22 protein-coding genes and 2 pseudogenes are annotated in these 24,432 nt (G+C 64.7%); 20 read left to right on the top strand and 4 right to left on the bottom strand.

What is annotated here, in order from left to right:
- Nucleotides 1–5 precede the first annotated feature (5 nt).
- From phnC to ACSQ24_RS11030, 12 genes and pseudogenes are all read left to right on the top strand, one after another.
- A complete protein-coding gene (gene phnC, locus ACSQ24_RS11085) occupies nucleotides 6–815 on the top strand; it encodes a phosphonate ABC transporter ATP-binding protein (RefSeq protein WP_436094720.1) in 810 nt (269 codons plus the stop codon).
- A 15-nt stretch (nucleotides 816–830) separates the two neighbouring features.
- A complete protein-coding gene (gene phnE, locus ACSQ24_RS11080) occupies nucleotides 831–1,634 on the top strand; it encodes a phosphonate ABC transporter, permease protein PhnE (protein ID WP_436094719.1) in 804 nt (267 codons plus the stop codon).
- Between the two features lie 25 nt (nucleotides 1,635–1,659).
- Nucleotides 1,660–2,913, top strand: a complete 1,254-nt coding sequence (phnA, locus tag ACSQ24_RS11075; protein ID WP_436094718.1) for a phosphonoacetate hydrolase — start codon at nucleotides 1,660–1,662, stop codon at nucleotides 2,911–2,913.
- A gap of 1 nt (nucleotide 2,914) precedes the next feature.
- A complete protein-coding gene (gene phnY / locus ACSQ24_RS11070; RefSeq protein WP_436094717.1) occupies nucleotides 2,915–4,366 on the top strand; it encodes a phosphonoacetaldehyde dehydrogenase in 1,452 nt (483 codons plus the stop codon).
- Nucleotides 4,367–4,490: 124 nt separating this feature from the next.
- A complete protein-coding gene (locus tag ACSQ24_RS11065) occupies nucleotides 4,491–5,231 on the top strand; it encodes a metallophosphoesterase family protein (RefSeq protein WP_436094716.1) in 741 nt (246 codons plus the stop codon).
- A gap of 48 nt (nucleotides 5,232–5,279) precedes the next feature.
- Nucleotides 5,280–5,636 (top strand): ArsR/SmtB family transcription factor, encoded by a 357-nt coding sequence (locus ACSQ24_RS11060; protein WP_436094715.1) that lies wholly within the window; start codon nucleotides 5,280–5,282, stop codon nucleotides 5,634–5,636.
- Nucleotides 5,629–5,703: pseudogene (locus tag ACSQ24_RS11055) on the top strand (arsenate reductase ArsC); the annotation flags it as partial. The gene ACSQ24_RS11060 and the pseudogene ACSQ24_RS11055, both read left to right, overlap by 8 nt.
- 50 nt (nucleotides 5,704–5,753) lie before the next feature.
- A complete protein-coding gene (arsC, locus tag ACSQ24_RS11050; protein ID WP_436094714.1) occupies nucleotides 5,754–6,179 on the top strand; it encodes an arsenate reductase (glutaredoxin) in 426 nt (141 codons plus the stop codon).
- Between the two features lie 7 nt (nucleotides 6,180–6,186).
- Nucleotides 6,187–7,239: an ACR3 family arsenite efflux transporter gene (gene arsB / locus ACSQ24_RS11045; RefSeq protein WP_436094713.1), complete on the top strand. Its 1,053-nt coding sequence runs from the start codon at nucleotides 6,187–6,189 to the stop codon at nucleotides 7,237–7,239.
- Between the two features lie 58 nt (nucleotides 7,240–7,297).
- Nucleotides 7,298–7,615 (top strand): ArsR/SmtB family transcription factor, encoded by a 318-nt coding sequence (locus tag ACSQ24_RS11040; RefSeq protein WP_436094712.1) that lies wholly within the window; start codon nucleotides 7,298–7,300, stop codon nucleotides 7,613–7,615.
- 55 nt (nucleotides 7,616–7,670) lie between these two features.
- Complete coding sequence (locus ACSQ24_RS11035) at nucleotides 7,671–9,068, top strand: FAD-dependent oxidoreductase (RefSeq protein WP_436094711.1); 1,398 nt, start codon at nucleotides 7,671–7,673, stop codon at nucleotides 9,066–9,068.
- Nucleotides 9,065–10,297, top strand: a complete 1,233-nt coding sequence (locus ACSQ24_RS11030; RefSeq protein WP_436094710.1) for an MFS transporter — start codon at nucleotides 9,065–9,067, stop codon at nucleotides 10,295–10,297. Before ACSQ24_RS11035 ends, ACSQ24_RS11030 begins: the two co-directional genes overlap by 4 nt.
- Before the next feature lie 108 nt (nucleotides 10,298–10,405).
- Here the strand turns inward: ACSQ24_RS11030 and ACSQ24_RS11025 are convergent, their stop codons facing one another.
- Both ACSQ24_RS11025 and ACSQ24_RS11020 read right to left on the bottom strand, forming a co-directional pair.
- Nucleotides 10,406–11,644 carry an ABC transporter substrate-binding protein gene (locus ACSQ24_RS11025; protein ID WP_436094709.1) on the bottom strand — a complete coding sequence of 413 codons (1,239 nt, stop codon included), beginning with the start codon at nucleotides 11,642–11,644 and terminating at the stop codon, nucleotides 10,406–10,408.
- Between the two features lie 266 nt (nucleotides 11,645–11,910).
- Nucleotides 11,911–12,597, bottom strand: a complete 687-nt coding sequence (locus tag ACSQ24_RS11020) for a DJ-1/PfpI family protein (protein WP_436094708.1) — start codon at nucleotides 12,595–12,597, stop codon at nucleotides 11,911–11,913.
- Nucleotides 12,598–12,689: 92 nt separating this feature from the next.
- Here ACSQ24_RS11020 and ACSQ24_RS11015 point away from each other — a divergent pair, with 92 nt between their 5' ends.
- A complete protein-coding gene (locus tag ACSQ24_RS11015; protein WP_436094707.1) occupies nucleotides 12,690–13,628 on the top strand; it encodes a GlxA family transcriptional regulator in 939 nt (312 codons plus the stop codon).
- Between the two features lie 22 nt (nucleotides 13,629–13,650).
- Here ACSQ24_RS11015 and ACSQ24_RS11010 read toward each other — a convergent pair whose 3' ends face one another.
- On the bottom strand, nucleotides 13,651–14,577 hold the full coding sequence (locus ACSQ24_RS11010) for a CobW family GTP-binding protein (protein ID WP_436094706.1): 927 nt from the start codon (nucleotides 14,575–14,577) through the stop codon (nucleotides 13,651–13,653).
- Nucleotides 14,577–16,088 (bottom strand): annotated as a pseudogene (locus tag ACSQ24_RS11005) (amidohydrolase family protein); the annotation flags it as partial. The pseudogene ACSQ24_RS11005 and the gene ACSQ24_RS11010, both read right to left, overlap by 1 nt.
- 248 nt (nucleotides 16,089–16,336) lie before the next feature.
- On the opposite strand from ACSQ24_RS11005, the gene ACSQ24_RS11000 reads away from it, so the two are divergent.
- The 7 genes from ACSQ24_RS11000 to ACSQ24_RS10970 all read left to right on the top strand — a co-directional run bounded on the left by ACSQ24_RS11000 (nucleotide 16,337) and on the right by ACSQ24_RS10970 (nucleotide 24,348).
- Complete coding sequence (locus ACSQ24_RS11000; protein ID WP_436094705.1) at nucleotides 16,337–17,596, top strand: extracellular solute-binding protein; 1,260 nt, start codon at nucleotides 16,337–16,339, stop codon at nucleotides 17,594–17,596.
- A gap of 64 nt (nucleotides 17,597–17,660) precedes the next feature.
- A complete protein-coding gene (locus tag ACSQ24_RS10995) occupies nucleotides 17,661–18,575 on the top strand; it encodes a carbohydrate ABC transporter permease (RefSeq protein WP_436097871.1) in 915 nt (304 codons plus the stop codon).
- Nucleotides 18,568–19,416: a carbohydrate ABC transporter permease gene (locus tag ACSQ24_RS10990; RefSeq protein ID WP_436094704.1), complete on the top strand. Its 849-nt coding sequence runs from the start codon at nucleotides 18,568–18,570 to the stop codon at nucleotides 19,414–19,416. Before ACSQ24_RS10995 ends, ACSQ24_RS10990 begins: the two co-directional genes overlap by 8 nt.
- A 37-nt stretch (nucleotides 19,417–19,453) precedes the next feature.
- Entirely contained in the window at nucleotides 19,454–20,551 is a 1,098-nt protein-coding gene (locus tag ACSQ24_RS10985; protein WP_436094703.1) for a Gfo/Idh/MocA family protein, read from the top strand.
- 17 nt (nucleotides 20,552–20,568) lie between these two features.
- The gene (locus ACSQ24_RS10980; protein ID WP_436097870.1) at nucleotides 20,569–21,210 is read left to right on the top strand and encodes a ThuA domain-containing protein; all 642 of its coding nucleotides are present in this window, start codon (nucleotides 20,569–20,571) and stop codon (nucleotides 21,208–21,210) included.
- Nucleotides 21,210–22,262, top strand: coding sequence for a LacI family DNA-binding transcriptional regulator (locus ACSQ24_RS10975; protein ID WP_436094702.1), 1,053 nt, complete (start codon nucleotides 21,210–21,212; stop codon nucleotides 22,260–22,262). The genes ACSQ24_RS10980 and ACSQ24_RS10975 overlap by 1 nt, the downstream gene beginning before the upstream one ends.
- 235 nt (nucleotides 22,263–22,497) lie before the next feature.
- On the top strand, nucleotides 22,498–24,348 hold the full coding sequence (locus tag ACSQ24_RS10970) for an ABC transporter substrate-binding protein (RefSeq protein ID WP_436097869.1): 1,851 nt from the start codon (nucleotides 22,498–22,500) through the stop codon (nucleotides 24,346–24,348).
- Nucleotides 24,349–24,432: the final 84 nt, after the last annotated feature.

The following is a 24,432-nucleotide window of genomic DNA, read 5'->3' as shown; positions in this document are numbered from 1 at the left end:
GCGACATGATCAAGATCGAAGGGCTGAAGAAGTCCTATGCAGGGCGCCCTGTCCTGCAGGGCATCGACCTCAGCGTCAAAGCCGGCGAGTTCCTCGTCGTGCTCGGCCCCAGCGGCGCCGGCAAGTCGACGCTGCTGCGCTGCATCAACGGCCTCGCCCTTCCCGATGCGGGCCGCACCGTCATCGACGGCAAGGTGTTCGACCTGAAGCGGGGCGCGCGCGGCAAGCGGCCGGTGGCGATGATCTTCCAGCACCATAATCTGGTGAAGCGCCTCTCGGTGCTGAAGAACGTGCTCGTCGGCCGCATGGCCGGCCTATCGTCCTTCTTCAGCATGCTGCAGCTCTTCCCGAGGCAGGATGTCACGATCGCACTGGACTGCCTGGCGCGGGTCGAACTCGCCCACAAGGCGAACTCGCGTGGCGACCAGCTCTCCGGCGGCGAGCAGCAGCGCGTCGGCATCGCCCGGGCGCTGGCGCAGCAGCCTGCGGTCATCCTCTGCGACGAGCCGGTGGCGAGCCTCGATCCCAAGACCTCGCGCATCGTGCTCGGCTATCTCAAGGCGATCTGCAAGGAGGAAGGGATCGCCGTGATCTGCAACCTCCACCAGGTCGACTACGCGGTGGAGTTCGGCGAGCGCATCGTGGGCTTAAGCGGCGGCCGGGTGGTCTTCGACGACACGCCGGACAACCTGACCTCCGAGATCGTCCACCAGATCTATCCCGGCCTCGAGGACCCCGGCATCAGCCGCGTACTCAAGCCGCGCCCGGCCAGCCAGCCCGTGCTGGCGCCGATGATCGCCACCGCAACCGCCTGACGGGGAGAGAAACCAATGTCGTTCGGAACTCTGCAACTCGTCATCCGCCCGCCACAGGGCCGCTTCGGCTGGTGGGGCGTCGGCTTCATCGCGCTCGCCGTGCTGGTCTTCCTGTGGTGGGCCGCGGTCGGCTCACAGATCAACGCCAGCAATCTCTGGAACGGCATCCCCTATATGGTGGACTTCCTCGTCCGGATGATGCCGCCCAATCCGGAATTCCTCGAGCGACTCTGGCAGCCGGCGCTGGAAAGCCTGCAGGTCGCGGTTTGGGGCACGCTGCTCGGCGTCGTCATCGCCCTGCCGGTCTGCTTCTTTGCAGCGCGCAATCTCAGCCCGAGCCCGGTTATCTTTCACGCCACGCGCCAGGCGCTGAACTGCATGCGCGGCATCAACGAGATCATCCTGGCGCTGATCTTCGTCGCCGCCATCGGGCTTGGTCCCTTCGCCGGCGTGCTCGCCCTCGCCATCCACGGCGCCGGCATGCTCGGCAAGTTCTTCGCCGAGGCGATGGAGGACATCGACGAGGGGCCGCTCGAGGCCTTCCGCTCGGCCGGCGTCGGCCCGTTCAAGACCTTCTTCTTCGGCGTGCTGCCGCAGGTGCTGCCGACCTGGCTCGGGACGATCTTCTACCGGCTCGAGACCAATGTCCGCCAATCGACGGTGCTCGGCATGGTCGGCGCCGGCGGCATCGGCTTCGAGCTCGTCTCCTCGATGAAGCTCTTCAAATACCAGGACACCGCGACCTGCATCCTCGTGATCCTCGCCATGGTCCTGATCGCCGACCTGATTTCGTCCCGCGTCCGCGCTCTGATCCGCTGATCGGCGCCGACCCAAGGAGTTCGTGATGAACGTGTATTCGAAGGTTGGGTCTGACGTGGTCGTCAACGGCCGCAGCTATGGCCGGCCGCAACGCCCTACAGTTGTGATCTGCATGGACGGCTCGGAGCCTTCCTATATCGCGGCGGCGAGCGCCAGGGGGCTGACGCCGCATCTCGACCGGATCATGCGGACGGGCGCCAGCACCTACGCCTATTCGGTGATCCCGAGCTTCACCAACCCGAACAACCTGTCGATCATCACCGGCCGCCCGCCGGCCTGGCACGGCATCGCCGGCAACTTCTTCTACGACCGCGAGGCCAAGGAAGAGGTGATGATGAACGATGCCCGCTTCCTGCGCGCCCCGACCATCCTCGCCGCCTTCCAGCAGGCCGGCCTCAAGGTCGCGATGGTCACCGCCAAGGACAAGCTCAGGACCCTGCTCGGCAAGGGCCTCGACTTCAGCACCGGCACCGCGATCGCCTTCTCCTCGGAGAAGGCCGACAAGGCCAACATGGCCGAGAACGGCATCCAGAACGTGCTCGGCTTCGTCGGCCTGCCGGTGCCCTCGGTCTATTCAGCCGCTCTCTCGCAGTTCGTCTTCGCCGCCGGGGTCAAGCTGCTGGAGACCTTCAAGCCCGACCTGATGTACCTCTCGACCACCGACTATGTGCAGCACAAGGCGGCGCCGGGCTCGGAGATGGCTGATGCCTTCTACGCCATGTTCGACGGTTACGTCGGCGAGCTCGACGCTCTCGGCTGCACGCTGGTGATCACCGCCGACCACGGCATGAACGACAAGCATCTGCCGAACGGCGAGCCCGATGTCGTCTATCTGCAGAGCCTGATGGACGAGTGGTACGGCAAGAGCGTGATGCGGGTGATCCTGCCGATCACCGACCCTTACGTCGTCCACCATGGCGCGCTCGGCTCCTTCGCCACGGTCTACCTGCCCGACGGCGCCAGCCAGGAAGAGGTCGCCGCCCGCATCTCCGGCCTCGACGGCATTGCGCTCGCGGTGACGGCTGCCGAGGCCTGCGAGCGCTTCGAGCTGCCGGCCGACCGGATCGGCGATGTCGTGGTGATCTCGACGCGGCAGAAGGTGATCGGCACCTCGCCCGACCGGCACGACCTCTCCGGCCTGACCGAGCCGCTGCGCTCGCATGGCGGCCTCACCGAGCAGCGCGTGCCGATGATCGCCAACCGGCCGATCGCCGTCCCGGAAGGCCGGACCCTGCGCAATTTCGACGTCTTCGACGTCGCCCTCAACCTGGTGAACTGAGATGAACGCGACCGTGAAGCCGCCGGTGCGGCGCGAGACGATGCGCATCGCCGGCAAGCTCGTCTCGACCGACGACATGGTCGAGGTCAGGAACCCCTATGACGACAGCGTCGTCGGCCTGGTGCCGGCGGCCCGGCCCGAGCATGTCCGCGAGGCCTTCGCCAAGGCGAAAGCCTTCAAGCCGACGCTGACCCGCTATGAGCGCCAGCGCATCCTGCAGAAGACGGCCGAACTCCTGTTCGCACGCAAGGAAGACTTCGCCCGGCTGATCACCGCCGAGGCCGGCCTGTGCTGGAAGGATTCGCTCTACGAGGCCAGCCGCGCCTACGATGTCTGGTCCTTCGCGGCCCAGCTCACCATCAAGGACGATGGCGAGATGTTCTCCTGTGACATCTCGCCGAACGGCAAGGCCCGCAAGATCTTCACCACGCGCCAGCCGCTGCTCGGGGTGATCTCGGCGATCACCCCGTTCAACCACCCGCTCAACATGGTCAGCCACAAGCTGGCCCCGGCGATCGCGACCAATAACCGCCTCGTGCTGAAGCCGACCGAGCTCACCCCGCTGACCGCGCTGGCGCTGGCCGACGTGCTCTACGAGGCCGGCCTGCCGCCGGAGATGCTCTCGGTCGTCACCGGCAATCCCTCGACCATGGGCGATGCGATGATCACCGATCCCGACGCCGACCTGGTGACCTTCACCGGCTCGGTCCGGGTCGGCAAGCACATCGCCGCGACGGCGGGCTACAAGCGCATCGTGCTCGAGCTCGGCGGCAACGACCCGCTGATCGTCATGGAGGACGCCGATCTCGACAAGGCGGCCGAGCTTGCCGTCACCGGCGCCACCAAGAACTCCGGCCAGCGCTGCACCGCGGTCAAGCGCATCCTGGTGGTCGAGAGCGTCGCCGACGCCTTTTCCAGGCTCGTGGTCGAGAAGGCGAAGACGCTCACATGCGGCGATCCGATGGACCCGGCCACCGATGTCGGCTGCGTCATCAACGCCCGCTCGGCCGCGCTCTTCCAGGCCAGGGTCGACGATGCCGTCAGCAAGGGCGCAAAGGTGCTCCACGGCAAGCGCGCCGAGGGCGCCCTCTTCCATCCGACCGTGGTCGACCACATCCCCTACACCTGCGAGCTCGTGCATGAGGAGACCTTCGGCCCGGTCATCCCGATCATCCGCGTGCCCGATGACATCGCCGAGGTCATCCGCATCTCGAATTCGACCGCCTACGGCCTCTCCTCCGGCATCTGCACCAACCGCTTCGACTACATCCAGCGCTTTGTCGCCGAGCTCGAGGTCGGCACCGTCAACCTCTGGGAGGTCCCCGGCTACCGCATCGAGATGTCCCCCTTCGGCGGCATCAAGGATTCCGGCCTCGGCTACAAGGAAGGCGTCGTCGAAGCCATGAAGTCCTTCACAAACGTCAAGACATGGTCAACCCCATGGACGGCATGACCTCTGCGTCCGGCTCATTCCCGGATTGCAGCACAACGGTATCCCCGGGTTTGGTGCGAGCCTCGGGACGCGCCATCACAAGACCGGTCGGCACCGAGCCGGCTCTGGATTCGGGATCTGCGACATGCGGCTAGGCGTCATCGCCGATGTGCACGGCAACCTGCCGGCCCTCGAAGCCGTGCTGGCCAGCCTCGCCGGCCTCTCCGTCGATGCGGTGGTCAATCTCGGAGACTGTGCCTCGGGTCCGCTCTGGCCGGCGGAGACGGTGCGGCTCCTGCGCGCCAGCAAGATGAGCCATGTCCGCGGCAACCATGACAGGGCGCTCGACGCGGCCTCCCCTGAGGAACTCGGCGCTTCCGACAGCTTCGCCTGGCGAGACCTCGACGCCGAGGCGCGTGGCTGGCTGGCGGCGCTTCCATTCGAGATCGAGATCGGCAAGGCTCGCTGCTTCCATGCCAGCCCGATCGACGACGAGACCTATCTGCTCGACGAGATCGATAGCGGGCGCCTGGTCGCGGCCCGTCCGCAGGCGGTCGAAGCGCTGATCGGCGCGGCTGGCCACGCCGTGGTCCTGTGCGGGCACAGCCATCAGCCGCGCCTGCTGCGGCTCGCCAACGGAACCGTCGTCGTCAATCCCGGCAGCGTCGGCAATCCTGCCTATCACGCCACCGAGCCCAGCATCCATGTTTCGGAAAGCGGCGCGCCGCATGCCCGTTTCGCGGTGGTGACGATGACGGGTGCGGTCGCGGTCGAGCATCACGCCGTCGCCTATGACTGGGAGCATGCAGCGCGGCGCGCCGAAGCCAATGGTCGGGCCGACTGGGCTCACGCCTTGCGCAGCGGATTGGTTCCAACATCAAGATAGCACCCTCCCCGCTTGCGGCAGCCTCCATATGTCGATAAGTCTCGACATATGGAAAACGAGCAAGTCATCCTCTCCCTCGCGGCGCTGGCGCAGACCACGCGGCTCGACGTCTTCCGTTTGCTGGTTGCAGCGGAACCCGACGGCTTGCCAGCCGGAGAGATCGCCCGGCACCTCGAAGTCCCGCACAACACGATGTCGTCGCATCTCGGCATCCTGAGCCGGGCGAGCCTCGTGCGGTCGGAGCGCTTCAGCCGCTCGATCGTCTATCGCGCCGATCTGGAAGCGCTGCGGGCCGTCATCGCTTTCTTGCTCAAGGATTGCTGCGGCGGACGTGCGGAGATCTGCGCGCCGCTGCTGGCCGAACTCAGCCCCCGCTGCCCTCCGAAGGTCACGGCCGATGCCTGATCGCATCCACAACGTGCTGTTCCTCTGCACGCATAACTCCGCCCGCTCGATCATGGCCGAGGCAATGCAGATCGGCTGCCTCGAAGGAACGACTGGTCGTCGTCCGGAGGGGGCATGATGGACGTCGTCATCTACCACAACCCCGCCTGCGGAACGTCGCGGAACACGCTCGGCCTGATCCGCAATGCCGGCGTCGAACCGCATGTGATCGAATACTTGAAGACGCCGCCGACCAGGGCGTTGCTGCAGCAGCTCCTGGCTCGCGCAGGGCTAGCGGTGCGCGAGATTCTCCGGGAGAAGGATACGCCCTTCGCCGAACTCGGACTCGGTGATCCGAACCTCTCCGACGATGACTTGCTCGACGCGATCGAGGCCAATCCGATCCTGATCAACCGGCCGCTCGTCGTATCGCCGAAGGGTGTCCGTCTCTGCCGTCCGTCAGAGGCGGTCTTGTCTCTGCTGCCGCCGCAATTGGGCGAATTCCGCAAGGAAGACGGCGAGCTCGTCGTTGACGCTGCCGGCCGTCCCGCCGCTCTCGCCTGAGGTCAACATGTCCACATTCGAACGCTACCTCACGCTGTGGGTCGCACTGTGCATCGTCGTCGGCATCGCGCTCGGCCATGTCATGCCCGGCGTCTTTCAGGCCATCGGCGCGGCCGAGATCGCCAAGGTCAACCTGCCGGTGGCCGTGCTGATCTGGCTGATGGTCATCCCGATGCTGCTGAAGATCGACTTTGCCGCGCTCGGTCAGGTCGGCAGGCATTGGCGCGGGATCGGCGTCACGCTGTTCATCAACTGGGCGGTCAAGCCGTTCTCGATGGCGGCGCTGGGCTGGTTCTTCATCGCCTGGCTGTTCCGACCCTGGCTGCCGGCCGACCAGATCAACAGCTACATCGCCGGGCTCATCATCCTGGCAGCGGCCCCCTGCACCGCCATGGTCTTCGTCTGGTCGAACCTGACAAAGGGCGAGCCACATTTCACGCTGAGCCAGGTCGCCCTGAACGATGCGATCATGGTCGTCGCCTTCGCCCCGATCGTGGGCCTGCTGCTCGGCCTGTCGGCGATCACGGTGCCGTGGGGAACGCTTGTTCTATCTGTGGTGCTCTACATCGTCCTGCCCGTGATCGTCGCGCAGCTCATCCGCAATCGTATTCTCGCGAACGGCGGACAGGCCGCGCTGGATCGCCTGCTCAGCCGGTTGGGCCCGGCCTCGCTCGTTGCATTGCTCGCGACGCTCGTCCTGCTCTTCGGCTTCCAGGGTGAGCAGATCCTGGCGCAGCCGATGGTGATCGCGCTCTTGGCCGTGCCGATCCTAATCCAGGTCTATTTCAATGCCGGGCTTGCCTATCTGCTGAACCGGGTTGTCGGCGAACAGCACTGCGTGGCTGGCCCCTCGGCGCTGATCGGCGCCTCGAATTTCTTCGAGCTTGCCGTCGCCGCCGCCATCAGCCTGTTCGGCTTCAACTCCGGAGCGGCGCTCGCAACCGTCGTCGGCGTGCTGATCGAGGTTCCTGTGATGCTCACCGTGGTCTGGATCGTGAACGGGTCGAAGGGCTGGTACGAGCGCGGAAGCAGCGTTCGAAAGACGCAGGCCGCCGAATAATTCGACAATCATCGAAATATGGCTTGACGGCTTCTTGTGAGCGGCGCAGTTTACTTCCATGAAAATCGAAGAAGCAGCAAAGCAGCTTGAGGCGCTCGGCAATCCGACCCGCCTTGAACTCTATCGGATTCTGGTCCGTGCCGGTCATAGTGGCCTGCCGGTCAACCAGGTGCAGGAGCGTCTGGGCATTCCGGCCTCGACCCTGTCGCACCATCTTCAGCGCCTTGTGCAGAACGGGCTGGTCTCGCAGGAGCGGCAGGCCACGACCCTGATCTGCCGGGCCGAATACACAGCCATGGCCGCTTTGCTGGGCTTCCTCGCAGATGAATGCTGCGCGGACGAAGCCTGCGCAGCGACGTCCGATCAGGCTGCTTGAGCGGCTTTTTATTTGCCGACTAATTCGATCGTTCTAGGAATATAGGAGTTTTGTGATGATGGAACTACCCGTCGGCGTCATCGGCGCCGGTCCGGTCGGCCTCGCCGCCGCCGCCAATCTCGTCGCGCGCGGCCTTGCAGTGAAGGTCTATGAAGCCGGCGCTGCAGCAGGCACGAACATCAGCGACTGGGGCCATGTCCGGCTGTTCTCGCCATGGGCCTACAATGTCGATCCGGCGGCCCGCTCGCTACTGGAAAAGGCGGGCTGGCGAGCGCCGGACGAGGCGGTCTACCCGACCGGCGCCGACCTCGTCAGCAGGTATCTTGCGCCCCTTGCGCAATCCCCTGCCCTGGCGCCGGTCATCGAGTACGGAGCGCGTGTCAAGGCGATCGGGCGGCGCGGCATCGACAAGGTCGTCAGCCGCGACCGGGAGTTGCACCCCTTCCAGCTGACCATTGTCGACAGCGACGGGCGCGTCCGCCGCGAGCTCGTGCGGGCCGTGATCGACGCCTCGGGGACCTGGACGTCGCCAAACCCGCTCGGAGCGGGCGGCGTGGCTGCAGACGGCGAGGAGACGTTCCGCGGCCGGATCGCCTACAGCATTCCGGATGTGCTTGGCCGCGATCGGGATAGCTATGCAGGGCGCACGACGGTGGTTGTCGGCGCCGGCCATTCGGCGGCAAACGTGCTGCTCGACCTGGCCGAGCTCGCGACTGATCAAGCCGGGACCAGGGCAATCTGGCTGACGCGCGGCAGCAACCTCTCTCGCGTCTATGGCGGCGGCGCCAACGATCAGCTCGCGGCGCGCGGCGATTTGGGGCAGAGGCTGCGACAGCTCGTCGAAACCGGCCGCATCGAGCTCGTCACCCGTTTTGCGGTCACCGCTGTGCGCGAGGTGAGCGGCCAACTCGCCCTCGATGGCGAGACGCCTGATGGTCTTCGCACGGTTGGGCCGATCGACCAGGTCGTGGTCTGCACGGGCCAGCGCCCCGACCTCGCCTTGACCCGAGAATTGCGTGTCGAGCTCGATCCCTGGCTGGAGAGCGCCAAGGCGCTCGGACCGATGATCGATCCCAACCTGCATTCCTGCGGCTCGGTACCCCCACACGGGCATCGCGAGCTCTCCCATCCGGAGCCGGGCTTCTACACGGTGGGGATCAAGAGCTATGGGCGCGCGCCCACATTCCTGATGCTGACAGGGTATGAGCAGGCCCGTTCGGTGGTCGCGGCCATTGCTGGCGATATGGCGGCTGCCGACAATGTCCAGCTTGTCCTGCCTGAAACCGGCGTATGCACGAGCGCGCCTGAAAGTGCCGGCGGTTGCTGTGGCGGACCGGCTCCGAGCGATGCAGACGCCTGCTGCGTCGACGACGCTTCCGCCAAGGCACAAGGTAAATCAGGTTGCGGCTGCAGTAGCTCCGCAAAAACGAGTGAAGCCGTCCAGGTGCAATGACGACGCTTGCCACCTCCGACACGAGTCCGGCTCCGGCTGCCGGAATCGGGCTCATTCTCGCTCTGGGCGTTACTCAGGTCGCCGGCTATGGCGCGCTCTATTACGCGTTCGCCGTGCTCGCGCCTGGCATGACCAAGAGCCTGGGCTGGGCTCCCGAATGGACGTATGGCGGCTTTGCTCTCGGACTGCTCGCCGGGGGCGTGACTGCGCCCTTCGCCGGGCGCCTGATCGACCGGTACGGCACGCGCCGGATGATGAGCATCGGCAGCGTGCTCGCGGGCCTGTCTCTCTTTGCCCTGTCCAAGGCCGAGGGCTTGGTCAGCTACTACGCGGCGATGATCGCCCTCGAGGTCGTCTCGACGCTGGTCTTGTATGATGCCGCATTCACGGCACTGACCCAGGCACATGGTGCGGGAGCCAGGCGCGCGATCAGCAAGCTGACGCTGATCGGCGGCTTCGCCTCGACGTTGTTCTGGCCGCTCACCACTGCGCTGCTGGCGCAGGCGGATTGGCGCACGATCTACCAGATTTACGCGCTGGGCTACGCGGTCCTGGCGCTGCCATTGCATGCGTTCCTCTTGCCTCGAGGCCAGGCAATGTCGGTCGCCAAGCCGGCTCGGCCGTCCGACACGCCGAGCCTTGATGGCTACCTCGCCGGCTCGGCCCGCCAACGCGCCTTCGTCCTGCTCGCGATTGCGTTTTCGCTCCAGGGCTTCGTCGTTTCGGCCATGTCGGTCCACATGCTGACGCTGCTGCAGGGCTTCGGCTTCAGCGCGGCACTGGCTGTCACCTTGGGCGCGATGGTCGGCCCGTCGCAGGTGACCGGACGGCTCATCGAGATGTTGTTCGGCGCGAATGTGCCTCCGGTGACAACTGCGTGGGTCTCGGGCGCGCTCATGCCGCTCGGGTTCATTCTGCTTGTTGCCGGCGGCAGCATGGCCGTGCTCGCTGGGCTGTTTGCGATCGCCTATGGCATCAGCATGGGCTTGAGCTCGATCGTCCGCGGCACGGTCCCGCTCCAGCTCTTCGGCCCCGCCGGCTACGGTGCGATGCTCGGCAAATTGTCCGCGCCCGGCCTCGCCATCCGCGCCGCAGCGCCGCTTGCCTTTGCTGTGATGCTCGAACGGGCTGGACTCGCGGCGAGTACGATGGTCCTGGTCGCGTTATCGGCTGCAGCCGCACTGGCATTGCTCATGCTGGCGCGTGACGTCGGCCGGGCAGAACGCTGACATCGACCCTCAGATCGACCTCAGCATCAATGGCTGGCTCGACCGGCTGCAGACCAGATCGAAGCCTTCCGGTAGTGACAACGTCCGGCCCTGAGCGACGTTTCGTTGTCACTTGCTAGAGGCGAGCGGACAATCACTTTCGCTCAAAGGGCGGTACGCGTCCTTGGCGGCGATCTTCTCCACGATCTTGTAGTACGCCCACGGCTTGTCCAGTTCCTTGGGTTCCTTGGCCTGGACGAGGTAGAAATCGTGGTAAAGCTTGCTGTCGGCTCGCAGCATGGCCCCGCGGGCATAAAAATCATCGACAGCGGTGGCGCGCATCCTTTCGAGAACGCGATCGGTGTCATCCGATCCCGCCGCGGCAACGGCCTTCAGGTAATGCAGAACCGACGAATAGACCGCGGCTTGAGGAGCGGTCGGCATGGCGCGATGCACTGTAAAGAATCGTTTTGCGAACGCCCTGGTTTCATCATCTAGGTCCCAATACCAGGCCGTGATGGTGGTCAGTCCTTTGGCCACCTCGAGGCCCATGCTGTGGACATCGGTCAGGAACATCAGCAGCGCCACCGCCTTTTGCGGTCCGTGGCCCATGCCGAACTCATTCCACTGCTTCATGGCGGAAACCAGCTGTTCGCCGGCATTCGCAAACGCCACGACCTTCGCGCCCGACGTCTGAGCCTGCAGGAGAAAAGAGCCATAGTCCGCGTTCCCCAGAGGATGGAAGACCGAGCCCTGGCTCTTCCCGCCGACGGAAGCGAGCATGCCTTGCGATTCTGCCACCATGTTCCGGCCGAAGGCGTAGTCGGCAGCGATGAAGAACCAGGTGTCCAGCCCCTGAGACTTCAGCTTGCGAATGGGGCCGGCGACCAGATTGTAGTTGTCGTGCAGCCAGGCCAGCCCTGTGGGCGCGCATTGCCTGCCTGTGATCTCGGCCGTGCCGACCGCCGAATAGATCACCAGCTTGTTCCGCTCGCGGGCAAGCGCTTGCACCGCAAGGGCGACCGCCGAGTTGCCGACATCCACCACCATGTCGACGCCGTCGACGCCGTACCAGCGGCGCACGATCTGCGCCCCGACATCCGGTTTGTTCTGGTGGTCCGCCGCGACGATCTCGACCTTGATCGACGGCGCCAGCTTCTGGAAATCTTCAACGGCCAACTTCGCCGCGACGATCGAGCCTGGCCCGGCCAGATCGGCAAGTGGCCCAGACTGATCGTTGATCACGCCGATCTTGACCACGCCATCGGAGAGCTGGGCGGCGGAAGAGCCCGCCATCAGCGCCCATGCGGCGAACACGCCGACGGTGGATTTGAGCAAAGCACAAACGAGGCCGCCCCGGAGCGGCATGCTGCGATCCGATCTCATTATTGTTCCCCTGATGAGCCGACTCTCGCGGCTTTTCCATCGGTTCAGCCCGGAAAGCGAAGGCGCTTCGCGGTGTCATGCCGATCTGTCGCCGAGCTAACGCCCGGCAGGAAAGGACTACAATGGCCTATTTCCCTCGATTTCAGCCATTGAAGGCCCCTCTCAAAGATCTTCGGCGGCAAGCATCGACCTGACGTCGGGCGTCGCCGCTCCCTTTCGTCGAGAGTACAATCCCGTGTCCGTCAGGCTCAGCGCATTCTCGCGGCGGCCTCGCTTACAAGCGCCAGCCGGCGCTGACGCGGCACTTTCATCCTGTTCAACAGCAGATCGACGATCTCCGGCGGCGCCGTCTCCGGAGACCCCGCATCGAATGGCGGCGCCGGGTTGTATTCCAGCCGCAGCTGGATCGCTTCGGCGGCCTGGCGATCCACCAGCTCGGAGACGACCGTCAGGCCAAGGTCGATGCCTGCGGTAACACCTCCACCCGTGATCCGATTCCGATCTATGCAGACCCGTTCGCGCGAGATCGTCGCGCCGAGCATGGGCAGCGCATCGACCGCACTCCAATGCGTCGCCGCCCTGTAATCCTTGAGCAGTCCCGCTGCGGCCAGGACGATCGACCCCGTGCAGACGGAGGTGACAAAGCGCGCTTTCTCCGCCTGGCGGCGCAGGAAGCCAAGGATCTCGTCGTCGCTTAGCAGGTCGTCGGTTCCGTAGCCGCCTGGGACGCAAATGACATCGAGCTGCGGACAGTCGACCAAGGTGGTCGTCGGCATGATGGCCAGGACAGTGTCGCTCGGCACAGGCTCGATACGCTTCCAGATCAAATGGACTTCTGCCCCGGGCAGGCTGGAAAACACCTGGAGGGGCCCAGTCATGTCGAGCTGCGTAATGCGCGGGAAGACCAGCAGTCCGAACTTGAATGACTGGGACATGACTTGAACCTCGAAGCCAACTTGACGATCGCAGTCTGCCATGGTGGCATTTCTGTCGAAATGACGCAGTTCCCTCGTTTACGGACATGCCGATGATCGGGATACTGATCTTCCCTGACTTCCAATTGCTCGACGCCTCCGGGCCTGCCTCGGTGTTCGAGATCGCCAGGCGCTTCGTCCCCGATGCGCCAAAAATCCAGATGGTCGCCGCCCAGACTGGGCCGGTTCGCAGTTCAAGCGGGGTCGAGGTGGTGGCCACCAGCCTGCGCTCGGTAAAGACGATCAGCACGCTGGTCGTCGCGGGAGGGCTCGGCGTCGAGGCGGCCACCGATTGTCGGGATACCCTCGCCTTCGTGAAGCGGCTTGCGAAGGATGGAACGCGCGTCGCGAGCGTGTGCTCCGGGGCCTATGTATTGGCGGCGGCGGGCTTGCTGGACGGCCGCAAGGCTACGACGCATTGGTGCCGCACCCAGGATTTCGTCTCGCGATATCCCAGGGTGAAGCTCGATCCTGACCGGATCTTTCTCCGTGACGGCAATGTCTGGACCTCAGCCGGCATCACGGCAGGTATCGACCTCGCGCTCGCCATCGCCGCGGAAGATCACGGCGAGGCGGTCGCCAAGGACGTTGCCTGCCAGCTCGTCCTTTATCATCGCCGAAGCGGAGGCCAGTCCCAGTTCTCGTCGCTGCTGGAGTTCAAGACGCCGAACGGGCGCTTCGGTCCGCTGCTCGCATGGGTCCGCGAGCATCTCGATCAGCCTCTCAACGTCGAGATCCTGGCCGATCGCGCTGGGCTCAGTCCTCGCCATTTCGCCCGCATCTTCACTGTGGAGACCGGTTCCACGCCATCCAAGGCGATCGAGAGGCTTCGGCTGGAGGTGGCGCGCGAACATGTGAAATCGTCCGGCGAGCCGATCGAGAGGGTTGCCGAGACAACGGGCTTCCGCGATCCGGAGAGAATGCGACGCGCTTTCGTCCGGGCGTTCGGTCAACCCCCGCAATCGATCCGCCGAGCGTCTCGGGACAACTGATCAAACCTCGTCGGTTACGCCTTTATGGCAGCACCGCCTCGTTCAGCAGCGCGGTGATGTCGCCGAGGTCGGCGACCTCCTTTCGGCCGATCAGCACAATCGCCGCCGCCAGACCGTCGCCGGGCGGGATGGGGGACGGTATCAGCGTGGCGCGCGAGCCGACGAGCTGAAAGAGCAGCGGTTGGGATTGCTGCTCTGCAAAACGCACGACGCCTTTGGCGCGCAGAAGCTTTTGCGACATCAGATTGAGAGCGGCCTGGAATTTGACCAGCGATAGAGGCCGGGGTGCGGTCCAGCTAACGGTCTCGAAGGTCGCAGGCGATGTCGGGCGAGGCGGCGGCAGCGTTCGCTGGTCGCCCGGGCCATGGCCGAACATCAATTCCATCGGCAACTCGCCCTGAAGCACAAACACCGGCTTTGGGAAGAAGCGGCGCTCGAGCTGCGAGATCAAACGCTCGGTCGCCTGGCTGCCGGCCAGATCGGCCTTGGTGACGAGCAGCACATCGGCCGACCTCACTTGGGAGAGCCAGAGCGGATCGTCCCATAACTCTGCGTCTTCGGAGGCTCGCAGGCCATCCACCAGCGTCAGCACTGTTTCCAGCGCCGCAGCCTTGAAAATCACGGGATCGAGAAGGCTGCGGATGATCTCTGCCGGGTCCGAGATGCCGCTGGTCTCGATCACGATGGCATCCGGGGCGGGATCGCGTCTCACCACCGAGGCGAGCGTCCGCAAAAGATCCCCCTGGAGCGAACAGCATATGCAGCCGTTCTTCAGGCTGACGAGCCCTTCGCTGGATGATTGCAGCAAGGCAGCGTCGATATCGATGGCCCCGAAGTCGTTGACGATCGCGGCGATGCGCTTTCCATCCGCCTCCTGAAGCAATCGATTGATGAGCGTCGTCTTCCCTGCCCCCAAATGGCCGGCGATCAGCAGGATCGGTATCGCCATCACAGCGTCGGGCGCCGGATGGGGCGGCCTGGGCGGGCACCCCTGACGAGATCTCCGTCCGCGATCACAGCCTCTCCACCGACGAGCAGATGTCGCACACCCTCTGAAGGCGCGTTCATCCGGGAGAAGTCCGCTCGATCCGTCAGTGCCTCGTAGTCGAATGCGACGATATCGGCATCGCAGCCGATCTGGACGCGACCCTTCTTGCGCATGCCCGGCGTGCAGCCCTCGAGAAGCTGGGCCGGGATGAGCGAACATTTGCTGAGACCGTCGAGCAGGCCGATGACCTGTCGCTCCCGGACCCATTCTTTCAGGAACTTCGTGAACGTCGCCGAAGACCGAGGGTGCGATACCGCGTCATCGGGGAGCGGCCAGGCATCTCCGGTGTAGGTCGAGCCATTCGGCAACGTCCAGGGCATTGCGTCGGACGCGATCATGCCGCCTGGAAACATGACCGAGACGTCCAACAGCTTTCTGTGTCGGTCGTTGGCGGCAACGTCGAGGAAATGGATCAGGACCAGCGCGCCCGCATTCTCCTGTTGGGCGTGCAGGAGCTCGTCGCGGTCGCGGAACCGATGTCGCGAAGCGACGACCTCGATGGCGCTGTAGTCCGTACCAAAGCGTGTCGGAAACGCCGGGTCGCTGAAGAAGTCTGCGCTGACCACCGTCGAGCCGGTGCCGTAGGGATACGCCTCGACCGTTACCTTGAGGCCTTGGGCCTGGGCATTGCGCACGAGTTCCGCCGCCCTCTCCACGTCAAGCAAGCTCGTGCTGTTGAAGTGGCAGATATGCATGTGAGCTCCGGTGGAGCCGGCCAGCCCGATCAGCCGCGTATACCCCTCGATCGAACTCAGCGGATCGACGTTGGACATGAAAGCGATGTGGGTAAATGTCGGCGTGCCAAAGCTGGCAGCCAGGCTGCAGAGCTCCGAGATCTCCTTGATGCCAGTTCCGGGCGCGTAGGCATTGGGAAAGCCGATACCGAGCCCGCCTTGTTCAAGGCCGGTTCGGACACGCTCGACGATGTCGGCGGTCTCGCCCGGATCGGCGGCATCGGTGACCCAGCGCTTGTCGCGCATGGCGAGGCCCATGCCTTCGATCGTGGATTGCGTCTGCTGCGAGGTCAGCGCGGCGATCCGGCCAAAGATCCAACCCGCAGAGGCGCCATAATTCAGGACCCGGCCGGCATGGGCCTGCTCGTCGTACCATCGGGCCACCGGCAAGACGCCGATCTCCAGCTCCAGCGAGGTCGTGACGCCGTCGAAGGCTTGCATCCGGTCGGCTGGGATCGACTGGCCATGCCCATGCAAGTCGACGAAGCCGGCCGTGACGATCAAGCCGTCGGCGTCCAGCGTTCGCCCGGCCGGTTGGGAAACGCTTCCGATCGCGACGATCGTTCCGTCCTTGACAGCGACATCAGCCACCTCGTCGAACGCGGTCTCTGGATCGATGACGCGCCCACCTCGGATAATGAGATCGAACATTCGGGATCCTTCTGTTTCGCGCTGACGGTTACAACAAGCGCGATGATTTCAAAGCCCTTTGGCGATCGTTCGATCGAGCAGTTTCCGCAATCTGCCGGCGAACCAATAGCGTCGACCGCCATCAAGATGCCTGCCCTCCAAACGATGCAGGTACTGGACGGCCTGACCATCATGCTCGCCGCTGGACATGCAACTCAGGTTTTGAGTTGCGCACCTCAGATTTTGAGCTACGCTACCCTCAACCCGATATAAATTCGGGATTGGGAGGACGAGAGATGAGTTTCCTGAGGACGCTTGCATTCGCCGCCGCCGTTTCGACCTTCGCCGCAGGCGCCGCCGCGGCCCAGACGACAGTCAAATGGCTCCACATCGAGCAGAACCCGGCTCAGGTGAAGATCTGGGAGGAGGTTGCGCGCAAATTCGAGGCGCAGCATCCCGGCGTGAAGGTCGAGATGCAGTTCCTCGAGAACGAGGCCTACAAGGCCAAGCTGCCGACTATCCTGCAGTCGAAGGACAAGCCGCATATCCTCTATTCCTGGGCCGGCGGGGTGCTGAAAGCGCAGATCGAGGCCGGCGTGCTCGAGGACATCACCGCGCCGGTCGGCGGCTACAAGGACAAGCTCTCCTCCGGAGCCGTCGAGGCCTTCACCATCGACGGCAAGCTCTACGGCCTGCCGCATAACGTCTCGCAGGTCGGCTTCATCTACAACAAGGATCTGTTCGCCAAGGCGGGCGTCGACGGCGCAGCGATCAAGAGTTGGGACGATCTGCTCGGTGCCGTGAAGAAGCTGAAGGCGGCCGGCATCACGCCGATCACCGTCGGCGGCGGCGACAAGTGGCCGCTGCATTTCTACTGGACCCATCTGGCTGTCCGCCTCGGCGGCAAACCGGCCTTCGAGGCGGCGTCTAAGGGGCAGAATGGCGGCTTCGAGGGCGAGACCTTTCAAAAGGCCGGCGAGCTGATGAAGCAGCTCGTCGATCTCGAGCCTTTCCAGACCGGCTTCCTCGGTTTCAAGAACCAGCAGGCGCTCGGCTTCTTCGCCGACGGCAAGGCGGCGATGAATCTCGCCATCTCGCATCATTCGACGACGCAGCGGGCGCTCGCCGCCGACAAGAAAGGCATTCCGGAGGACAAGCTCGGCTGGTTCGACTTCCCGATGCCGGCCGGCGGCAAGGGCCAGCCGACCGACACTCTGGGCGGTGTCAATGGCTGGATCGTCACCAAGGGCGCACCGAAGGAAGCGGTCGGGTTCCTGCAATTCTTCATCTCCGACGACGTCCAGCGCACGCTCGCTGCGCAGAACTTCCTCATCCCGACCTACAAGGGCGCGGAAGCCACGCTCAGCACGGCGATCATGCAGAACGTGGCGAAGAACATCGCCGCCTCGAAATACCACCAGAATTTCTACGACCAGGATCTCGGTCCCTCGGTCGGCCGGGTGGTCAACGACGCCGTAGCCGAGATCGCCGGCGGCTCGATGACGCCGAAGCAGGCGGCCAAGGCGATCCAGGACGCCTTCAAGCAGGGCAACTGACCGGTGCGCCGCGCTCGATGAGCTGGGAACGGAATCGATGAGCGAGCGTGGCCATGCTCTCGTCATGCGCAACCACCCGCGCCCCGTGGCCGGCATAGCCAGGCGACGCGGCCGGGGTCTCGATTCGCGCCTCGCCACGCTCCTCATCTTCCTGCCGCCGGCGCTGATGCTGTTCACGCTATTCGTCGTGCTGCCGATCGGCGAAGCCGCCTGGTATTCCGGCTTCAACTGGAACGGATTCGGCAAGCCGACGCGCTGGATCGGCCTCGACAATTACCGCTTCGTCTTCGATTCGCGCGGCTTCGGCACGGCGTTCAAGAACAACCTCTTGATCATCGTCGTGTCCTTGACGATCCAGTTGCCGCTGGCGATGGCGCTGGCGCTGATCCTGGCAGAACGATTTCGCGGCGCGGTGGCGCTCAGGATGCTGTTCTTCCTGCCTTATGTGCTCGCCGAGATCGCGACCGGCCTGATCTTCAGCTTCATCTATGACGGGAATTACGGGCTGCTCGCCTCGATCTACCGTGCCTTCGGAGCCGAGGCGCCGCACCTCCTCGCCTCGACGCAGACCTCGATGCTGGCGATCCTGATCGTCGTCGTATGGAAGTATTTCGGCTTCCACATGATGCTGTTCATCGCGGCCCTGCAGGGCATGGACCGCAACCTGGTCGAGGCGGCCCGCATCGACGGTGCCTCACGCTGGCAGGTGCTGCGCCATGTCGTGATCCCGCTGCTCTATCCGACGATCAAGCTCTCGGTGTTCTTCGCCGTCGTCGGCTCGCTGCAGCTCTTCGACCTGGTGATGCCGCTGACGCGCGGAGGGCCGGCGGATTCCTCCAACACCATGGTGAGCTTCCTCTACAACCATGGCGTCTCGCGCATGCGCGTCGGCTATGGCAGCGCCATTGGCGTCGTCCTGTTCGTGATCTGCGTCACCTTCGCCTTCAGCTACAAGCGCTGGTTCATGCGCAATGAGTGACGCCCTCGCCCCGCGCCGGCCGCTCGATCTCGTGCCGCTCTACAAGGCCGTCTTCCTCGGCTTGGTCGCCCTGCTGGTGATCGTGCCGCTGCTGGCGACGGTGCTCGGCGGCTTCAAGTCACTCGGCGAGCTGCGCACCAACCCGTTCGGGTTGCCGGAGACCTGGGAGTGGGAGAACTACACCGGGATCCTGCTCTCGCAGCGCTACTGGCAGCTCCTCTGGAACTCGCTGGTGATCGCGGCTCTGACGGTCGTGCTGACGCTGATCGTCGCGTCGATGGCGGCTTTCGTCTTCGCCCATATCCACTTTTTCGGCAGTTCGATGCTGCTGAGCTATCTGACGATGGGGCTGCTGTTCCCGGCCGCGACCGCGATCCTGCCGCTGTTCATCAAGGTGCGCGATCTCGGCCTGCTCGACAGCTATCTCGGCGTCGCGCTGCCGCAGGTCGCCTTCAGCCTCGCCATGAGCATCCTGCTCCTGCGTCGCTTCTTCAGGGATCTGCCGCATGAGCTGCTCGAGGCGGCGCTGGTCGACGGCTGCAGCTACATCGATTTCTTCCGCCATGTGACGCTGCCCTTGTCGCGGCCGATCCTCGCCACCGTCGGCACGATCACCTTCGTGCACAGCTGGAACAGCTACCTGCTGCCGCTGGTGATGCTGAACTCGGATTCCATGTACCCGTGGCCGCTCGGCATCATGATCTATCAGGGCGAATTCTCGTCGGAATGGCACCTGATCCTGGCGTTCATCACGCTGACGATCCTGCCAACCTTCCTGCTCTTCATCCTCGCGCAGAAGCACATCGTCGCCGGGCTCACCGCCGGCGCGGTCAAGGGCTAGGCCGCGGGCGCTGTTCAATCGAAACCGGAGAACGGGAATGCGGAAGGTCGGAATCGGAATCGTCGGCTGCGGCAACATCAGCACGAAATATCTCGAGGCGATGCGTCGCTTCCCGATGCTGGAGCTGAAGGCCGTGGCCGACATGCGCAGCGCTGCAGCCGAAAAGCGCGGCGCCGAGTTCGGCGTGCCGGGCCTGCGCGTCGGAGAACTCCTGAAGCGCGACGATGTCGAGATCGTCGTCAATTTGACCGTGCCGCTCGCCCACACCGATGTCAGCCTTGCAGTGCTGAATGCCGGCAAGCATGTCCATTCCGAAAAGCCGCTCGGCATCAACACGCTGGAAGCCCGCAAGGTCATGGATCTCGCGGCCCAGAAGAACCTGCGTGTCGGCTGTGCGCCCGACACCTTCCTCGGCGGCGGCCACCAGACGGCGCGAAAGCTGATCGACGACGGGGCGATCGGCAAGCCGGTCGGCGGCAGCGCCTTCTTCGGTTGCCCGGGCCACGAAAGCTGGCACCCCGCGCCCGGCTTCTACTATCTGCGCGGTGGCGGCCCGATGCTCGACATGGGCCCCTACTACCTGACCGATCTCGTGCAATTGCTCGGGCCGGTCGCCAGCGTGATGGGCTCGACCGCGCGGCCCCGCCTGGAGCGGCTCGTCACCAGCCGGCCTATGAATGGCGCGCTGATCCCGGTCGAGGTTTCGACCCATGTCGCCGGCACGGTCGAGTTCGAGAACGGCGCTGTCGTCTCGATCACGATGAGCTTCGATGTGCCCCAGCACACCCATACGCCGATCGAGATCTATGGCGACAAGGCGAGCCTTCTAGTGCCGGACCCCAACAAGTTCGGCGGCGAGGTCAAGCTGGCGAAGCCGCGCGGCGCCTGGGAGGCGGTCGCGCTGACGCATGGCCATGCCGAGGGCGAGTTCCGTTCGATCGGCGTCGCCGACATGGCAGCCGCCATCCTCGCCGATCGCCCCCACCGTGCCAGCGGCGCACTCGCCTTCCATGTGCTGGAGGTGATGGAGGCATTCCAGAAGTCGGCGGACGAGGGGCGCAGGATAACCATCGAAAGCCGCGTCGAGAGGCCGGCGGCGCTGCCGGCCGGGCGCGATGTCGGGCAAATCGATTGAGCGAGGGAATGGCGACGATGCGCAAGGCGATGATCGTATGGGGCGGCTGGGCTGGGCATGACCCCGACCTGTGCGCCTCGATGATGCGGGGCTGGCTCAGGGCGGAGGGCTTCGAGGTCCGCGTCGAGACCTCGACGGCGGCCTTTGCCGATCCGGCGATCCATGAGCTCTCTCTGATCGTGCCGATCTACACCATGTCGAAGATCGAGAAGGAGGAGGCCGCCAATCTCTGCGCCGCGGTGCGCGGCGGCGTCGGCCTCGCCGGTCATCATGGCGGTATGGGCGATGCCTTCCGGGAAGCGGTGGAATACCAGTTCATGTGCGGGGGGCAATGGGTTGCCCATCCCGGCAACATCATCGACTACAAGGTCGACATCACCCGGCCCGACGACCCGATCATGGCCGGGATCGACAGTTTCGAACACCGATCGGAGCAGTACTACATGCATGTCGACCCGGCCATCGAAGTGCTCGCGACCACGACCTTCGGTGGCGAGCATGCGCCATGGATCGAGGGCACGGTGATGCCGGTCGCCTGGAAGAAGCCGTATGGCGACGGGCGCGTGTTCTACTGCTCGCTCGGCCATCGCGCCTATGAACTCGACGTGCCGGAGATCAGGACGATGCTGACGCGCGGGATGCTCTGGGCAGCGCGCTGATGACGGATACAGGCGCAGCAGCGGGGATTGGCAGGGCGACGCTCGAGGATGTCGCCCGCGCCGCCGGCGTCTCGGTCGCAACCGTCGACCGCGTCGTCAACCGCCGCGACGGCGTGCGCGACAAGACGATCGCGCGGGTCGAGGCCGCCGTCTCGCGGCTCGGCTATCGGCCGGACCCGACGGCGGCCCGCCTCGCCCGAAACCAGAGCTTCCGCTTCCTGTTCATCCTGCCGTCCGGGGCCAACAGCTTCATGACCCTGTTGGCCGAGCAGGTCGCCCGCACCGCCGATTGGCTTGCCAGCCAGCGCGCCGTCATAGACGTGCAGCATGTCGACGTGTTCGAGCCGGACGCGCTGGCGCGGGCGCTGGAGACGGTCCTTCCCGGTTATGCCGGCGTCGCCACCATCGCGCTGGACCACCCGCGGGTGCGCGCCGCGATCGACGAACTGGCAGAGCGCGGCATTCCGGTCGTCACGCTGGTGTCGGACGTGCCGAGCGCGAAGCGCCTGCACTATGTCGGCATCGACAATCCCGCCGCCGGACGCACGGCTGCGACGCTGATGGGCCGTTTCCTCCACGGCAAGTCCGGGGCTGTCGGTGTGATTGCCGGATCGCTGGCACTGCGCGACCATGCCGAGCGCCAGTTCGGCTTCAATCAGGTTCTGACGGTCGAGTATCCCCAACTCACCGTTTTCCCTGCGGTCGAGGGCCGGGACGACAACGAGCTCACCTACCACGCCACCGTATCGCTGCTGCGTGAAAAGCCCGACCTCATCGGAATCTACAATGTCGGCGCCGGCAATCGCGGTATCGCCGCGGCGCTGAACGAAGCGGGCCGCAGCAACGCCATCGTCTGGATCGCCCATGAACTCACCGCACACACCCGTCGCTTCCTGGTGCGCGGCGAGGTCGACGCGATCATCAGCCAGAACCCCGGTCACGAAGCGCGTTCGGCGGCACGCGTGCTCCTCGCCTATTGCTCCGGTGATCCGCTGTTTCCGGATCAGGAGCGCATCGGCATCGATATTTTCCTGCGGGACAATCTCCCCTGATCGACAGGCTTTGGATGCCTGTTTGTCGAAACAGGTAAGCAAGAAAAATCAATAAAAATCAGTGCGATAAGCACTCTATATCTAACCTTCTGATATGGATCACATCCGTCGTTGCCCCAGCTCTGGGCGGCGCCTAAGCTCCCGACCACGAAGGGCGAGAAACGCCCCGTTCAGGGAGGTGACGATGACGCGTTTACGCGCCTGGCTGCTTGCCGCTGCGCTCTTGGCTGCGACAATGCCGCTCTCGCCCGCGCCGGCCTCGGCGCAGGGCATTCCACAGAATATTCCCCGCAACGAACTCCTGATCCTCGAGAATCCGGAAGGGACGATCAAGAACGCCGGCTGGTTCAATATCTGGGCGATCAACGCCGGCAGTCAGTCGAACGGGCTGCAGCAGGCGGCGCTCGACACCCTCTGGTACATCGACCCCGAGAAAGGCCTCGACGGCCCCTGGTATAATTCGCTCGCCGCCGATAAGCCGGTTTACAATGCCGACTTCACCGAGATGCAGGTCAAGCTCCGGCGCGGCCTGTTCTGGAGCGACGGCGTGGAGTTCAGCTCCGCCGACGTCAAGGCCACCGTCGACATCCAGGTCAAGAACGCGAACATGCGCTTCTCCGCGGTGTTGGCGAACAATGTCGCCTCCGTCGAGGCGCCCGATGCGGAAACGGTGATCTTCAAGCTGAAGAAGCCGAATTCCCGCTTCCACACCAATTTCACGGTCCGTTGGGGGGCGGTCTGGATCCTGCCGAAGCACGTCTTCGACAAGGTCGAGGACCCCGCGAAGTTCGACTTCAACAAGCCGGTCACGCTCGGCGCCTATACGCTGCACTCCTTCGACCCCGACGGAAAGTGGTACATCTGGCAATTGCGCGAGGACTGGCAGCGCACCTCGCTCGGCAGTCTCGGCAAGCCTGGGCCGAAATACCTCGCCTATGTCGATCCCGGCCCCCCCGACAAGCGCGTCATCGCCCAGCTGAACCACGAGCTCGACGTCATCCATGACATCGCGCCCGAGGGCATGTTCACGCTGGCGAAGCAGGACAAGGGCACGCGCGCCTGGTTCAAGGGCTTCCCCTATGGCCATCCGGACCCGACCCTGCCGGCAGTCATCTTCAACACCCAGAACGAGAATCTCAAGAACCGTGACGTGCGCTGGGCGCTGGCGCTGATGATCGACGTCAAGGCGGTGTCGATGGCGGCCTATCGCGGCGCCGCGACCATCTCGGCGATCGCCGTCCCGCCGACCGGCATCCATCCGGAGGCTTACCACAAGCCGATGGAGGCCTGGCTCAAGGATTTCGAGATCGACACGGGCAAGAGCAAGGTCAAGCCTTACGATCCAACAGTTGGTAAGCAGATCGCCGACATGCTGCGGCCCTCCATGGGCGACCAAATTCCCTCCGATCCGGCGGTGATCGGCAATTCCTTCGGCCTCGGCTGGTGGAAGACCAATGTCGCGGCGGCCGGCGAATTGCTGACGCGCGCCGGATTCCGCAAGCAGGGCAACCAGTGGCTGACACCGGACGGCAAGCCGTTCGTCGTCAGGCTGATGGTCGAGGGCGACCTCCGGCCGGTGATGACACGCGCCGGCACGATGATCGTCCAGCAATGGAAGCAGGCCGGCATCGACGCGCGCATCGACGTCGCGCAGGGCACGCTGCTGACGCGGCGCGCTGCAGGTGACTTCGACAGCTTCATCGGCTGGAGCGTCGAGACCTGGGGCGGGCACCAGGATCTGTCCTACTTCATGGACAGCTGGCACTCGCAGTTCGTCGCCCCGCCCGGCCAGCCGCAGCCCTTGCGCAACTGGCAGCGCTGGACGCATCCCGAGCTCGACAAGATCATCGAGGACATCCGCAGGATCGGTTTCGACGATCCCAAAGGCGTCGAGCTCGGGCGCGACTACGTCAAGCTGATGACGCGCGAAATGCCGATCATTCCGCTGATGGCCTACAACGTCTTCACCGCGATGGATCAGACCTACTGGACCGGCTACCCGACCTCCGACGACCCTTACGCCAACCCGGTCACGAACTGGGGCAACTCCCGCTACATGTTCATACGGCTGAAGCCGACCAAATGATCCGAAAGGGGCCGCGCCTCGAGCGGCGGCCCCTCCTCCTTCCCAGGACAATCGCCAGCCGGCGCGCGGCCCTTCGCCGCCGGC

Source organism: Allobosea sp. LjRoot237, from assembly GCF_964253285.1.
Classification (GTDB): Bacteria; Pseudomonadota; Alphaproteobacteria; order Rhizobiales; family Beijerinckiaceae; genus Allobosea.
Note: the sequence above shows the minus strand (reverse complement) of the source record. Positions and strands in the feature narration are given on the sequence as shown.